Source organism: Arthrobacter sp. QXT-31 (assembly GCF_001969265.1).
Lineage (GTDB): Bacteria > Actinomycetota > Actinomycetes > Actinomycetales > Micrococcaceae > Arthrobacter.
The window spans coordinates 4,376,665-4,390,712 of the sequence record NZ_CP019304.1 but is presented as its reverse complement, the minus strand read 5'-3'; the positions used below and the strand labels follow the sequence as shown (position 1 = coordinate 4,390,712).

Below are 14,048 nucleotides of genomic sequence, written 5' to 3'. Positions count from 1 at the left end.
CGCCCGCAGAATGCGAACGGGGTCTCGTCACGGCTGATGAACCAGCGACAGTAGAACTAGAAGTCCCAGTCCTCGTCTTCGGTGTTCACGGCCTTGCCGATGACGTAAGACGAACCCGAGCCCGAGAAGAAGTCGTGGTTCTCGTCCGCGTTCGGCGACAGGGCCGAGAGGATGGCCGGGTTCACGTCGGTGACTGAGGCCGGGAACATGGCCTCGTAGCCCAGGTTCATCAGTGCCTTGTTGGCGTTGTAGTGCAGGAACTTCTTGACGTCCTCGGCCAGGCCGACGCCGTCGTAGAGGTCGTGCGTGTACTGGACTTCGTTTTCGTACAGTTCGAAGAGCAGTTCGAAGGTGTAGTCCTTGATCTCCTGCCGGCGCGCCTCGGAAACCGTCTCCAGTCCGCGCTGGAACTTGTAGCCGATGTAGTAGCCGTGCACGGCCTCATCGCGGATGATCAGGCGGATCAGGTCTGCGGTGTTCGTAAGCTTGGCGCGCGAGGACCAGTACATCGGCAGGTAGAAGCCGGAGTAGAACAGGAAGCTCTCGAGTAGCGTGGAGGCCACCTTGCGCTTCAGGGGATCGTCGCCCTGGTAGTAGTCCATGACGATCTGGGCCTTCTTCTGAAGGTATTCGTTCTCGGTGGACCAGCGGAAGGCGTCGTCGATCTCCTTGGTGGAGCACAGGGTGGAGAAGATCGAGGAGTAGCTCTTGGCGTGGACGGCCTCCATGAAGGCGATGTTGGTGTACACGGCCTCTTCATGCGGGGTGAGCGCATCCGGGATCAGGCTGACGGCGCCGACGGTGCCCTGGATGGTGTCCAGCAGGGTCAGGCCGGTGAACACGCGCATGGTCAGCTGCTGCTCGGCCGGGGTGAGCGTGTGCCACGACTGGACGTCGTTGGACAGCGGCACCTTCTCCGGGAGCCAGAAGTTGTTGACGAGGCGGTTCCAGACCTCCACGTCCTTGTCGTCCTGGATGCGGTTCCAGTTGATGGCCTCGACGTGGCTCAGCAGCTTGACCTTTTCGGTCATGTCATCCCCTAAAAAGTTGGGTGGGTTCTTACTTAAAGCGTACGACGGCGGGCGGGCACCCGCCGTCGTACTCTCACGATTTAGTTGAAACTACAACATGCAGCTGACGCAGCCCTCCACCTCAGTCCCTTCCAGCGCGAGCTGGCGGAGGCGGATGTAGTAGAGCGTCTTGATGCCCTTGCGCCAGGCGTAGATCTGGGCCTTGTTGATGTCGCGGGTGGTGGCGGTGTCCTTGAAGAACAGCGTCAGCGACAGGCCCTGGTCCACGTGCTGGGTGGCAGCGGCGTAGGTGTCGATGATCTTCTCGTAGCCGATCTCGTACGCGTCCTGGTAGTAATCCAGGTTGTCGTTCGTCAGGTACGGCGCCGGGTAGTAGACGCGGCCGATCTTGCCTTCCTTGCGGATCTCAATCTTGGCCGCCACCGGGTGGATCGAGGAGGTGGAGTTGTTGATGTAGGAGATCGAGCCCGTCGGCGGCACGGCCTGCAGGTTCTGGTTGTAGATGCCGTGCTCCATGACGGAGGCCTTCAGCTCGCGCCAGTCATCCTGCGTGGGGATGTGGGTGCCGGCGAACAGCTCGCGGACGCGCTCCGTCTCCGGGGCCCACTCCTGCTCCGTGTACTTGTCGAAGAACTCACCGCTGGCATACTTGGACTTCTCGAAGCCGCCGAACGTCTGGCCGGTTTCGATGGCGAGCCGGTTCGAAGCACGCAGGGCGTGGAACAGCACGGTGTAGAAGTAGATGTTGGTGAAGTCCAGGCCCTCTTCGGAGCCGTAGTGGACCCGCTCACGGGCAAGATACCCGTGAAGGTTCATCTGCCCAAGGCCAATGGCGTGCGACTGACCGTTGCCCTCGGCCACGGACGGCACCGAGTTGATGTAGGACATGTCCGATACCGCGCTGAGGGCGCGGATGGCGGTCTCGATCGAGGCACCGAAGTCGGGTGAATCCATGGTCTTGGCGATGTTCATCGAACCGAGGTTGCAGGAGATGTCCTTGCCGACGGTCTGGTACGTGAGGTCCTCGTTGTAGATGGACGGCGTGGAGACCTGCAGGATTTCCGAGCAGAGGTTGCTCATGGTGATCTTGCCGTCGATCGGGTTGGCCCGGTTTACGGTGTCCTCGAACATGATGTACGGGTAGCCGGACTCGAACTGGATCTCCGCGAGGGTCTGGAAGAACTCGCGGGCACTGATCTTGGTCTTCTTGATCCGGGAATCGTCCACCATCTCGTAGTACTTCTCGGTGACCGAGACCTCCGAGAACGGGACCCCGTAGACGCGCTCGACGTCGTACGGCGAGAACAGGTACATGTCCTCGTTCTTCTTGGCCAGCTCGAACGTGATGTCCGGGATCACGACGCCGAGGGAGAGGGTCTTGATGCGGATCTTCTCGTCCGCGTTCTCCCGCTTGGTGTCCAGGAAGCGGTAGATGTCCGGGTGGTGGGCGTGCAGGTACACGGCACCGGCACCCTGGCGGGCGCCGAGCTGGTTGGCGTAGGAGAAGCTGTCTTCGAGGAGCTTCATGACCGGAATGACGCCGGAGGACTGGTTTTCGATCTGCTTGATCGGCGCGCCGTGCTCACGGATGTTGGTCAGCGAAAGGGCAACACCGCCGCCACGCTTGGAGAGCTGCAGCGCGGAGTTGATGCCGCGGGCGATCGACTCCATGTTGTCTTCGATGCGCAGGAGGAAGCAGGAGACGAGCTCGCCGCGCTGGGCCTTGCCGGCGTTAAGGAACGTGGGCGTTGCCGGCTGGAAGCGGCCGTCGATGATCTCGTCCACGAGGCGGGTGGCAAGTTCCTCGTTGCCGCGGCCCAGGTGCAGGGCCACCATGCAGACGCGGTCCTCGTAGCGTTCCAGGAAGCGCTTGCCGTCGAAGGTCTTCAGCGTGTACGAGGTGTAGAACTTGAACGCGCCCAGGAAGGTCTCGAACCGGAACTTCTTCTTGTAGGCGCGGTTGAACAGGTCACGGATGAAGTTCATCGTGTACTGGTCAAGGGTTTCGCGCTCGTAGTACTGGTTCTTCACCAGGTAGTCGAGCTTCTCCTCGAGGTCATGGAAGAAGACCGTGTTGTTGTTCACGTGCTGCAGGAAGTACTGGTGGGCGGCCTCGCGGTCCGCCTCGAACTGGATCTCGCCGTTCGGACCGTACAGGTTCAGCATCGCGTTCAGCTCGTGGTAGCCCAGGCCCTTGTAGGCAGCGGGGAGCACCGGCTTCTCCTGCTTTTCAACAGCCGTGTCCATGGACGCGTCCTTTCCTTCGGGCCTGGTTACTTCTGTGTCTGCGACAGTCGTGTCCAAAACTCTTCCAATCCTTCTTGTACACGGGAAACGTCTTCCGGCGTACCCATGAGTTCGAACCTGTAAAGGTGGGGGACCTTGCACTTGGCGGCAATGATGTCGCCCGCCATGCAGTAGTTGTCCCCGAAATTCGTGTTTCCGGCCCCGATCACGCCTCTGAGCAGGCGGCGGTTATCCGGGTTGTTCAGGAATCTGATGACCTGCTTCGGCACCGAACCCTCGCCGCCTGTCCCGCCGTAGGTGGGAACCACGAGCACGAACGGCTCACAGGCAACGAGGGGTTCATCCTTCGCATGCAGGGGAATCCTGGCGGCGTCCGCACCGAGCTTCTCGATGAAGCGCCTGGTGTTTTCGGAGGCCGAGGAAAAGTAGATGAGGCGGCTCTGGGTCTGGTTCACGGGCGGTGTCTGGTTGACGGGCGTCGTGTTCGCAGCACGGGCTGCGGCCGGCGCATCGGCAAGTGCCGGCGCAGCCATGGGAGTCACCTCACCTAGTTGGGAATTCTTTGCCGGAAATGGCGTGGGCGCAGCCTTAGGCCACAGAAGCGGAGGCGCTCAGCGCCAGCTCCTCGATCTTGTCCGGGCGGAAACCGGACCAGTGGTCCTGGTCCGTGACGACGACGGGCGCCTGCATGTAGCCGAGTGACTTCAGGCGCTCGAGGGCGTCCGCGTCCTGGGAGATGTCCACGCTCTGGTAGGCGATGCCCTTCTTGTCCAGCGCACGGTAGGTAGCGTTGCACTGTACGCAGGCCGGCTTGGTGTAAACCGTAACGGTCATGGTTCCTGTCCCCTTTGTTGAAGTCACTGCTGCACTCTTCTGAGACCTTGCTTGTGTCTCTTGTATTCAAATCTCTGGCATCGTAGCGGTGGACTCTGCCCGGACCTACTGTCCGGTACTGGCTGCGCCGGTCTCCCGCTCAATCTGTATGTCGATACTACATGTAGTGCGCGGCCCCGGATGGGACCCCAAGATGATGTATTACAAGTATGTCATTTAATGCACTTTTAATCCACAGGCAGGGACCCTCAAATTGTCCGGATTTCCGGCATTTTGGCGGACGGAATCCACACCCTGTGGAGTAGTTAGACACATTTAAACGCCAGCGTGTCGTCCCGAAGACGGCGTGTCGCGGCACCCCGGCAAGCCCCGCTTAAGTGGCCGCGCACACAACCCGGCCGCCCTTTTAACCCGCCGCCGGGCCGCCGGAGTAAGGTTGGCTGGTGGTAAACCCCGTGCATTTGAGGACCCTCCTTGAGGTCACGCGGCTGGGATCGTTCGCAGCCGCCGCAGCCCGTCTTGGCTACACCGCCTCGGCCGTGTCCCAGCAGATGTCCGCCCTGGAGCGGGACACGGGCGTCCGCCTGTTCCAGCGCTCGGCCCGGAGCGTGGTCCCCACCGATGCGGCGATGGTGATGGCGCGCCACGCGGCGAAAGTCCTCACCGACATCGAGGCGCTGATGGCAGCCGCATCGAAGACGCAGGACACCACAAGCCAGGAGCTCCGGCTGGGCATTTTCCCCAGCCTGGCAACCTACGTGCTGCCGCGGATTCTGCGGAGTCCCGCTTGGAAGGGCCTCGGAATCGACCTGCGGGTTTCCGTGGCTGAGCCCGCCCAGACCATCCAGGGGCTGCGCACTGGCGGAGACGTGGACGTGGCCCTCGTGTACCAGGTGGGACAGTCCGGGCTGGCCTGGCCGCACACCATCAACCGGCAGTGGATCGGCGACGACAACTTCCGCGTGGTCCTTCCCGCCGGCTGGGGCTTCCGCACCGACGCGAAGGTCGCCGCGGACCACCTTTCGGACATGCCGTGGATCATGCACCACCCCGGCACGAGTGACGCCACCGTCATTGAACGGCTCTTCGCCGGCTGCAATCTCCACCCCCGCGTGGTGGCCCACAGCGACGACTTCCATGCCAGCCTCGAGATGGCAGCCGCCGGGCTGGGCGCAGCCCTGGTGCCGGAGCTGGCGCTGCTCCACCGGCCGGCGGGCGTCGTGGTGCTGGACGTCCCCGAAATCAGGCTGGCCCGCAACGTCTTCGCCCTGCTGATCAACGACAAGAAGACCGCCCGGGTGCAGCTGTTCGTGGACCTGCTGGCCGAAACCCTGGGCGGGCTGGCATCGTCAGTTAAATGACCCCCGATGCTGGAATGCTCTGCTTTTCGGGTCTATGTTGAAGATATGACCACCAAGGTAGCGAGCCAGCACTTCGGAGTAATCGAGCTGAACCACGGCAGGGACCACAACATTGCCGCGGAGCACGAACTCGCCGGCCAACGCCTTGAGCTGGATCTGAACATCAACGCCAACGACCACTTCGATGAAGCGGCAATGCACAAGGTGGACTACCGGCTCCGTTACCTCCCCGAACTCGTGGATGAGGTCAGGGAGATGATTGCCGAGGAGCTCGAGCAGGAGGGCACCAGCCCGCAGGAATACCTCCAATTCCACTGCAACGCCATCAAGGAAGAGCACCTGCAGAAGGTCTTCGGCGTGAAGGACAGGAGCCAGCTCACCAACGCCGTGTTCCTGAAGGCACTGAAACTCGGCCACGTGGGAATCTACCCGGGCCAGCCCGAACGGTACTTCGTCATGGACTTCACCCTGGGCGAGCACTTCACCGATGAGGTCCTGGTCGCTTCCGCAGACGAGGACGGCGTCGTCGACGACGAGATCGTCTGGGAATCCTGAACCCCGCATCGGTTGCTCCGTAAGCGCCCTTTTGAGCGCGCATAAGGGCGTCTACGCAGCAGTCGATGCTTAAACGCCGACGGCGGGCCGTCACCTTTTGGTGACCGCCCGCCGTCGGCGTCTCAAGCTCGATCAGCGGCTACATTCCTATTTTGCGCCTTCGAGCAGTTCCGCGCGGACTGTCTTGGTGGCTGAGACCAGGTTCCGCAGGGACGCTTCGGTCTCGGCGTAGCCGCGGGTCTTCAGTCCGCAGTCAGGGTTGACCCAGAGCTGGCGGGACGGGACGTGCTTCACGGCGGTGCTCAGCAGTTCGGTGACTTCCTGCTCGCCCGGAACCCGCGGGGAGTGGATGTCGTAAACGCCGGGTCCGACGCCGCGGCCGAAGCCGTGGGACTCGAGGTCGTGGACGACCTCCATGCGGGAGCGGGCGGCTTCGATCGATGTCACGTCGGCGTCCAGGCCGTCGATGGCGTCGATGATCACACCGAACTCGGAGTAGCACAGGTGGGTGTGGATCTGCGTGGCGTCAGCGGCACCGGCAGTGGCCAGGCGGAAGGAGTTGACGGACCAGTCGAGGTAAGCGGGCTGGTCGGCCTTGCGCAGCGGGAGCAGTTCACGCAGGGCGGGCTCGTCAACCTGGATGATCTTGATGCCGGCAGCTTCCAGGTCGGCGATCTCGTCGCGCAGCGCCAGGCCCACCTGGTTGGCGGTCTCCCCCAGCGGCTGGTCGTCACGGACGAAGGACCAGGCCAGGATGGTGACCGGACCGGTCAGCATGCCCTTCATCGGCTTGCTGGTCAGCGACTGGGCGTACTTGGCCCACTCCACCGTGATGGGGGCGCTGCGGGTGACGTCGCCCCAGAGGATGGACGGACGGGTGCAGCGGGAGCCGTAGGACTGGACCCAGCCGTGGACCGTGACGTCAAAGCCTTCCAGGTTCTCGGCGAAGTACTGGACCATGTCGTTGCGCTCGGGCTCGCCGTGGACGAGGACGTCGTAGCCGAGGTCTTCCTGCAGCTCCACGACGCGCTTGATCTCGTCCTTCATGAGCTGCCCGTACTGCTCGTCGGTCAGGTCGCCCTTGTTGTTGCGGGCGCGGGCCGAACGGATTTCCGAGGTCTGCGGGAAGGAGCCGATGGTGGTGGTGGGCAGCGGCGGCAGGTTCAGCGCTGCTTCCTGGGCGGCTTCGCGGACCGAGTACTCGGAGCGGTTGAAGTCGGCCGGGGTCAGGGCTTCGGTCCGGGCGCGGACGTCGGCGCGGCGCACGCCCTCGGCTTCGGCGCGGGAAGCGATCACGCGGGTGGCCTCGTCGATGGCCGGCTGGACTGCGGCGGCGTCGGCCAGCAGGCCGGCCAGGGTCACAACCTCAACGGCCTTCTGGTCGGCGAAAGCCAGCCAGCTGCGCAGCTGCTCGGACAGCTGGACCTCTTCCGCGACGTCGTGCGGGACGTGCTGGGTGGAGGTGGAGGTGCTGATGGCCAGCTTGGCCACGCTCTTCCGCAGCTCGGCGATCTTGTTGGCCGAGGCCTGCAGGTCGTTGCGCCAGATGTTGTGGCCGTCAACGACGCCGGCAACGAGGGTCTTGCTGCCCAGAGCGGCAAGTGCTGCGGAGGAAGGAACCTCTCCCTTGAAGACGTCGATGTGCAGGGCGTCGATGTTGGTGGCAGCCAGGGTGCCGAGCTGGCCGTTCAGGGCGCCGTACGGCGTCGAGACGAACAGCTGCGGGCGGCTGGCGGCACCGGCGAGGACCTCGTAGGCACGGGCAACGGCGGCCTGGATCTCCTGCTCAGGGGTGTCCTGGTCCACCACCAGGGCGGGCTCGTCCAACTGGACCCAGCTGGCGCCGGCGGCTGCCAGCTTCCCGAGCAGCGCGGAGTAGACCGGCAGCACGTCCTCGAGGCGGGACAGCGGGCTGAAACCGGCAGGGGCGTCGTCTGAAGCCTTGCTCAGGAGCAGGAACGTGACCGGGCCAACGATGTACGGGCGGGTCTCCACGCCGTTGGCGAGGGCGTATTCGAACTCTTCAACAATGCGGTTGGAGGTCAGCGCAAAGTTGGTCTCCGGGCCGATTTCCGGGACGAGGTAGTGGTAGTTGGTGTCGAACCACTTGGTCATTTCCAGCGGCTGCTGTTCCTTGTTGCCGCGGGCCAGGGTGAAGTAGCCATCGATGTCCAGCTGTCCCTCGGCGTTGAGCAGGTTGCCGAAACGGGCCGGAACGGCCCCGACGTGCGCCGCGGCGTCGAGCACCTGGTCGTAGAAGGAGAAGGTGCCCGGAACCGCAGCGGCTTCGGTGAGGCCGAGGCCCTGCAGGCGCTTGGCGGTGCCCAGCTGGATTTCCTTGGCGGCGGCGTCAAGCGCAGCGGCGTCGATCTTGCCGGCCCAGTATGCTTCGACGGCCTTCTTCAGCTCGCGGCGGCGGCCGATGCGCGGGTAGCCGAGGATGGATGCGGACGGGAACGGCGTGGCGTTATTTTCAGGCATGCGAAATTCCTTAGAAGTCGTTAGAAAAGCTGTAAATGTCTCGGGGAGGAATACGGTCAGCTTGAAAGCTGACGAATGCGGTCAGCTGGCGAGCTGGCGGCGCGCAAGCGTATTGAGGCGGCCCGAGGGGCGTGCCGGCCGGGCAAGCGACAGCTTGTCCAGCACTTCCAGCGCGCTCTGGTGTTCGTTGAACGTGTAGATATGGAGTCCAGGCGCGCCGGCGTCCAGGGCTGCATTGGCCAGGTCTACGGTTGCGTTGACGCCGATGCGCAGCCGTTCGGCGTCGCTATCCGCCGCCGCCATCCGCTCGATGAGCTCCGGTGCGGGTTCGACGCCGGTCAACTCGCCGAGCCGCTTGAGCCTCCGCAGGCTCGTCAGCGGCATGACACCGGGAATGATGGGAATGGTGACACCGGCCCTGCGGGCCCTCGTCACGAGGTCCGCGTACTGCTGCGTATGGAAGAACACCTGGGTGATCGCGAAGTCGGCACCCGAGCGCTGCTTGGCGAGCAGCACCTCGACGTCATGGGCTTCGCTGGGCGATTCCGGGTGCCGCGTGGGGTAGGCAGCCACGCCGACGGCAACCTTGCCGGCGCACAGCAGGGCCGAACGCCGCTGCTCCACCCGGCGGATGAGCTCGATCAGGTCCTGCGCGTACCGCAGCGAACCGTTGACCGGTGCGTCGCTGTCCTTGGGCAGGTCGCCGCGGAGGGCGAGGATGCCGCGGACGCCGGCGTCGAGCAGTTCACCGATGATTTCCGCGAGCTCGGTCGGCGTGTTGCCAACACACGTCAGGTGGGCAAGCGGGCGCAGGGTGGTCTCCAGCACCAAACGGTTGACCAGCTCGACGGCGGTGTCCCGGTTGGATCCGCTGGCACCGTACGTGACCGACACGTAGTCGGGGTCCGTGGCCTCGATTTCCCTGATGGTGGTCCACAGGGTCTCGGCGGCAGCGGGCGAACGGGGCGGAAAGAGCTCATAGGAGAGCGCCACCGGCGCGGTGTCGGAAAGATTTGGATGTGTTTCAATAAGGCTTGGTGGTGACATTTGCGTCCTTGGCTTTGGGCCATTGAAGGCGGCGCTGCCGTGGCGGGAAGCCGGGCAGCATGCGGTCAATGAATTGAGTTTGGGGAACACGGGACGGACTTCGGCAGGGCGCAGCCGCGACTGTTACGCCTGAAAGGAAGTCCACCGTGAGCAAATGTCAGGCCCACATGGGGGCACCCACACCCTCCTTGGCGGCCGGCAGGCGGCACATCCGCAGCGGAGGATCGCTGACACGTTACCTCGGTAACTTGTATAAAACTCTAGAAGCCGGCCGGGGACGGCTTCAAGTTGGCGCCGAATTAAGACGCTGCTTTACGCCCGATGGGATGGCCCGTCCAGAATTATCTTCGTTAAAGGGCTCTTTTGCCTTGACAGACCGTCCAAAGCGCGCCCGCAGACCTCTTTTCAAACCGCAGAAATTAGTCCATTCTTTTGTCACGTCGTAACGGATTCGGCAAGGTCTCAGGTTGAGGAGGCTGGATGCTCCTTCTGGTTCTTCCCCGGTGAATCGTCCCGAGAGAACATAAGCCAGCTATCCCCACGGCGAAAGGCCATCCAGATGTTCCAGCTTTCCAAACCGCAGCGCTCCCTGTCACGCTCCGGCTCCCTGTCACGCACGGGGGCGGGCTCCGCCCTTGTGCTCGTTCTGGCGCTGGCCACCGTTACGTCGTGCGGCGGGCAGCAAAACACCGCCCCGCAGACGTCCGGTTCCGCCGCGCCGACAGCGACGTCGGCCCCGGTGACCGCGCCGGCGTCCGCCCCAAGCGGTTCCGGGACTTCGGGATCGGCCTCTCCGGGCGCCTCCGGCACAGCCCGCGCGGATGAATTTTGCGGTCCGGGATCCGCGATCAACTTCGATTCCTCCCAGTTCCAGGCTTCCCCCAACGTCGACAACAAGTGGTTCCCGCTGAAGCCGGGCATGCAGTACACCACCACCGGCGAGGTCAAGAGTGCAGAAGGAACCACCAAGCGGACGGTGATCCACTCGGTAACCGGGCTGACCAAGGTCATCGACGGCGTGAAGACCCAGGTCCTGTGGGACCGCGACTACGCTGACGGCGAGCTGGTGGAATCCGAACTTGCCTTCTTCGCCCAGACCGAGGGCGGCGACGTCTGGCTGTTCGGCGAATACCCCGAGGAATTTGAAAACGGAAAGTTCATCGGCGCACCCGCAACCTTCATCCACAGCCTGGACAAGGCCCAGGCCGGCATCGCCATGAAGGCCGACCCGCAGACCAACACGCCCAGCTACGTCCAGGCCCACGCACCGGCCGTCGACTTCCTGGACTGCGGCCAGGTCATCCAGCAGAACGAGCATGTTTGCGTTGCCACCGGGTGCTATGACGATGTCCTGGTGATCGACGAACGCAACCCGCTGGAGCCGGCGGGTGGCCACCAGCGGAAGCTCTATTCGGCAGGAACTGGCCTGGTCAAGGTGACAGCGGTAGGCGGCACCGAACAGGAGACGCTGGACCTCGTCAAGATCGAACAGCTCACGGATGCCAAGCTGAAGGAAGTCAACCAGGAGGCGCTGAAGCTGGACAAGCACGCCTACCAGGTCAGCAAGGACGTCTACGGTAAGACGGCCCAGGCTGAGGTGGCCACCGGAACGTCCGGCGGCCAGTAACAGGTTGCGTGGGAGTGCCCCGGGCGGATGCCCCGGGCACTCCCCTTGGCCCAGGATCAGGTCTATTCTGATGCCATGATCCAGCTACCAGCCAGCTACGAGGAATATCTCGTTGGCAAGGACCCGAGCTTCGTTGACATGGTCCGTCCGGTCCTTCTCCAGTCGGCAGCGGACAAGCTGCATGGCGTCCGGGTACTCTTTGTTCCCCGGGGACACCAGGCACACCTGGACGACACGATCCCTTACGGGACGATCGTCGAAGACATCGACTGAGGTTTAGTCTTCCGGGGTTTAACCTTCCAGCAGCAACCGCTGGGCCCGGGGTGCCAGGGTGTGCTCAAGGACCAGGCAGGCAGCGCCCACGGCTCCCACGTCCTCCCCCACGCCGGTGCCAACGACTTCGACGGCGTGGATGTTGCCGGCATCGCTGTTCTGCTGGATCAGGCCCGGGACCTTCTCAAGGTAGCGTGCGGAGAGCAGCGGCCAGAAGGGGCCGCCAAACACCACCCGGTCCACGTCCAGGGTGTTGGCCACCGCCGACGCCGCCCGTGCCACCAGTTCAGCCGATTTGTCGATGATGGCAGCCGCCGCGCTGTTGCCGGCGTCGGCCGCCTCGCACAGCATGGCGAAGCGTTCCTGGATGGCCGGGCCGCTGGTGGCGGTGCCGGGCTCATCCAGGATGCCCGCGGCCTCGGCCTGCGCGACGAGGACCTGGGGAATGCAGGTGGACTTGACGCAGCCGCGCAGCCCGCAGTCGCAGGGTGCTCCGTCCGGGTCAACAATGAGGTGGCCGATCTCGCCGGCATTGCCCGAGGTGCCTCGCACAACCTCGTCATTGAGGACGATGCCGCAGCCGATGCCGGTGCCCATGTACATGAAAACGAAGCTGCCGGCGCCGCTGGCACCGCCTGCCCAGGTTTCGGCGACCGCGGCGCTGGTGACGTCCTTGTCCATCAGTACCGACAGGCCTGTGGCTTCAGCCAGCGCATCCCGGAGCGGCACGTTGTCCCAGCCCTCAAGGAGCGGTGGCTCCACCACCGTTCCGTTGTCGTGGTCGATGGGGCCGGGCGCAGCGATGCCGAGGCCGGCGATCTTGGCCCGGTCTACGCCCGAGGCCTCAACCAGTTTGTCGATTTCCGCGGCGATGGCTTGAATAACCGCCTCGGGGCGGGAGCTGTCCGGCGTTTTCACGCTCGAGTGCTTCACGACGGCGCCCAGCAAGTCCAGCACCACGAAGGTGGCTACCGCGGGGTCCAGGTGCACTCCCACCGCATACATGCCGGCGGGGTTCAGTCGGAGGATGGTCCGGGGCTTGCCGGGCCCGGTGCCCTCTTTGCCGGCCTCAACGATGAGGTTCTGGTCCAGCAGCCGGCGGGAGATGTTGGAAATGGTCTGTGGGGACAGGCCGACTATTTGGGCCAGTTCCACGCGGCTGAGCCCGGTGGCGGTACGGCGGATTGCATCGAGAATGACAGTCAGGTTAAAGTCGCCCATTCTGGGCAGGTTGGTTCCGCGCCTCGGTGAGGGCTGGCGGATCTCGGTCAAGGATTCCCCTAACATTTTGGTGGGCCATTCCCCCAATGTCTGAATCGTACGTTACGCCCCCGATAACGGGTACGCCCCACGCGCAGGGAGGCGCAGACGTGTTGGACGGCGGCCGGCGGCACTCATCCGGCGGCCCGCCGGACGCTGCTGGCCACCGTGAATTTGGGGTTCCGGCCTCTCACCGTGGTGGGGCCAACCAGGCGCTCGAGGGCCGGCAGGTAGCGCAGGTGGCTATTGAATACCGTCCAGAGCTGGCCGCCCGGGGCCAGCACCCGGCCCGCTGCCTCGAACAGCTTCAGTCCGGCGCCGGCGTGGACGCTGGAGCCGAGGTGGAACGGCGGGTTCAGGAGGATCAGGTCCGTACTTCCGGCCGGAAGCGTGCTCATCGCATCATCCTGGACAGCCGTGATGCTGGCCGCCAGGCCGTTTGCCCGGGCAGTTGCCTGTGCCGAGGCCACCGCGGCCGCGGACCGGTCCGTGGCCAGGACCTCGGCTTGGGGATGCCGGCGGGCGTACATGGCTGCCAGGATTCCCGTGCCGCATCCCAGGTCCACGGCCTTGGCGGCGGCCGGCATCTCCGGGAGGAAGGTCAGCAGGAACCGGGTCCCGATGTCCAGCCGCGTGCCGGCAAAAACGGCTCCGTGCGCACAGATATCCAGACCGAGTTCAGCGTTGTGTTCTGTCACGGGGTATGGCGGATTCCCCTCCGGACGCACCGGGCCGGAGGCGATGAGCAGCCGGGACTTTTGCCGGGCCAGCTGCGGCTGGACGGCTTCGAAGTACTTGCCCAGCACGGCATTCATGCCCAGGGACATGTGCTTAATCCTGCCGCCGGCAAGCAAGACGGCACCGGCAGGCGCGTGCCGGGCGACGGCGTCGGAAATCTCCTCGAGTTCGGCGAGCGTCCTGGGCAGCTGCAGCAGCACCAGGTCCGCGCCTGACAGCAGTTCGGCGCCGAGCGGCAGCTGTGCAAAGCCTTCCGTCAGTCCCAGCCCCGCGGCGTTGTTGCGAAGGGCCCGCTCGCCCGTGACCAGGTCCTGGTGCACCCTGACGCGGGCCGGAACCGGACCGGCACCGCCGGCCAGCAGCCCGAGCGTGAGCGCCCCGTAGTTGTCCCCGATGACGGCGACCGTGCTTTGTGGGGTGAGCAGGTCCGCGGCCGCGTCCAGGAGGAGCGAATCGGTGGCGTCCCACGCCTGGAGGTTGGCGGCCTCGACGTCAGGGTGCCTGCGAAGCAGGCCCAGGACCTGCCCAAGACCGTTTTCTGTCACGTGTTGCCGCCGCCTCTTCCTTGCTGGTTGCCCGGGCAGAAATCTGCCT

General features: G+C 64.4%; 12 protein-coding genes. 4 read left to right on the top strand and 8 right to left on the bottom strand.

Annotated elements, in window-relative coordinates; translation table 11 throughout:
* Positions 1-56 precede the first annotated feature (56 nt).
* The 4 genes from nrdF to nrdH all read right to left on the bottom strand — a co-directional run bounded on the left by nrdF (position 57) and on the right by nrdH (position 4,112).
* Positions 57-1,031 carry a class 1b ribonucleoside-diphosphate reductase subunit beta gene (gene nrdF / locus BWQ92_RS20050; RefSeq protein WP_076802591.1) on the bottom strand — a complete coding sequence of 325 codons (975 nt, stop codon included), beginning with the start codon at positions 1,029-1,031 and terminating at the stop codon, positions 57-59.
* Between the two features lie 90 nt (positions 1,032-1,121).
* A complete protein-coding gene (nrdE, locus tag BWQ92_RS20045; RefSeq protein ID WP_076802588.1) occupies positions 1,122-3,278 on the bottom strand; it encodes a class 1b ribonucleoside-diphosphate reductase subunit alpha in 2,157 nt (718 codons plus the stop codon).
* A gap of 26 nt (positions 3,279-3,304) precedes the next feature.
* A complete protein-coding gene (gene nrdI / locus BWQ92_RS20040) occupies positions 3,305-3,811 on the bottom strand; it encodes a class Ib ribonucleoside-diphosphate reductase assembly flavoprotein NrdI (protein WP_236783013.1) in 507 nt (168 codons plus the stop codon).
* A gap of 55 nt (positions 3,812-3,866) precedes the next feature.
* The gene (nrdH, locus tag BWQ92_RS20035) at positions 3,867-4,112 is read right to left on the bottom strand and encodes a glutaredoxin-like protein NrdH (protein WP_076802586.1); all 246 of its coding nucleotides are present in this window, start codon (positions 4,110-4,112) and stop codon (positions 3,867-3,869) included.
* A gap of 443 nt (positions 4,113-4,555) precedes the next feature.
* Here nrdH and BWQ92_RS20030 point away from each other — a divergent pair, with 443 nt between their 5' ends.
* Both BWQ92_RS20030 and BWQ92_RS20025 read left to right on the top strand, forming a co-directional pair.
* A complete protein-coding gene (locus tag BWQ92_RS20030; protein WP_076802583.1) occupies positions 4,556-5,473 on the top strand; it encodes a LysR family transcriptional regulator in 918 nt (305 codons plus the stop codon).
* 45 nt (positions 5,474-5,518) lie between these two features.
* On the top strand, positions 5,519-6,028 hold the full coding sequence (locus tag BWQ92_RS20025) for a DUF2004 domain-containing protein (RefSeq protein WP_076802581.1): 510 nt from the start codon (positions 5,519-5,521) through the stop codon (positions 6,026-6,028).
* A 147-nt stretch (positions 6,029-6,175) separates the two neighbouring features.
* Here BWQ92_RS20025 and metE read toward each other — a convergent pair whose 3' ends face one another.
* Both metE and BWQ92_RS20015 read right to left on the bottom strand, forming a co-directional pair.
* Positions 6,176-8,509 (bottom strand): 5-methyltetrahydropteroyltriglutamate--homocysteine S-methyltransferase, encoded by a 2,334-nt coding sequence (metE, locus tag BWQ92_RS20020; RefSeq protein WP_076802579.1) that lies wholly within the window; start codon positions 8,507-8,509, stop codon positions 6,176-6,178.
* 81 nt (positions 8,510-8,590) lie between these two features.
* Complete coding sequence (locus BWQ92_RS20015) at positions 8,591-9,556, bottom strand: methylenetetrahydrofolate reductase (protein WP_076802577.1); 966 nt, start codon at positions 9,554-9,556, stop codon at positions 8,591-8,593.
* A gap of 559 nt (positions 9,557-10,115) precedes the next feature.
* Here BWQ92_RS20015 and BWQ92_RS20010 point away from each other — a divergent pair.
* Both BWQ92_RS20010 and BWQ92_RS20005 read left to right on the top strand, forming a co-directional pair.
* Complete coding sequence (locus BWQ92_RS20010; protein WP_236783012.1) at positions 10,116-11,183, top strand: hypothetical protein; 1,068 nt, start codon at positions 10,116-10,118, stop codon at positions 11,181-11,183.
* A gap of 75 nt (positions 11,184-11,258) precedes the next feature.
* On the top strand, positions 11,259-11,456 hold the full coding sequence (locus BWQ92_RS20005) for a hypothetical protein (protein ID WP_076802575.1): 198 nt from the start codon (positions 11,259-11,261) through the stop codon (positions 11,454-11,456).
* 18 nt (positions 11,457-11,474) lie between these two features.
* On the opposite strand, the gene BWQ92_RS20000 is transcribed toward BWQ92_RS20005, so the two are convergent.
* Together BWQ92_RS20000 and BWQ92_RS19995 are read right to left on the bottom strand one after the other, a co-directional pair.
* Entirely contained in the window at positions 11,475-12,677 is a 1,203-nt protein-coding gene (locus tag BWQ92_RS20000; protein WP_076802572.1) for an ROK family transcriptional regulator, read from the bottom strand.
* Between the two features lie 173 nt (positions 12,678-12,850).
* The gene (locus tag BWQ92_RS19995) at positions 12,851-13,999 is read right to left on the bottom strand and encodes a class I SAM-dependent methyltransferase (protein ID WP_076802570.1); all 1,149 of its coding nucleotides are present in this window, start codon (positions 13,997-13,999) and stop codon (positions 12,851-12,853) included.
* Positions 14,000-14,048 lie beyond the last annotated feature (49 nt).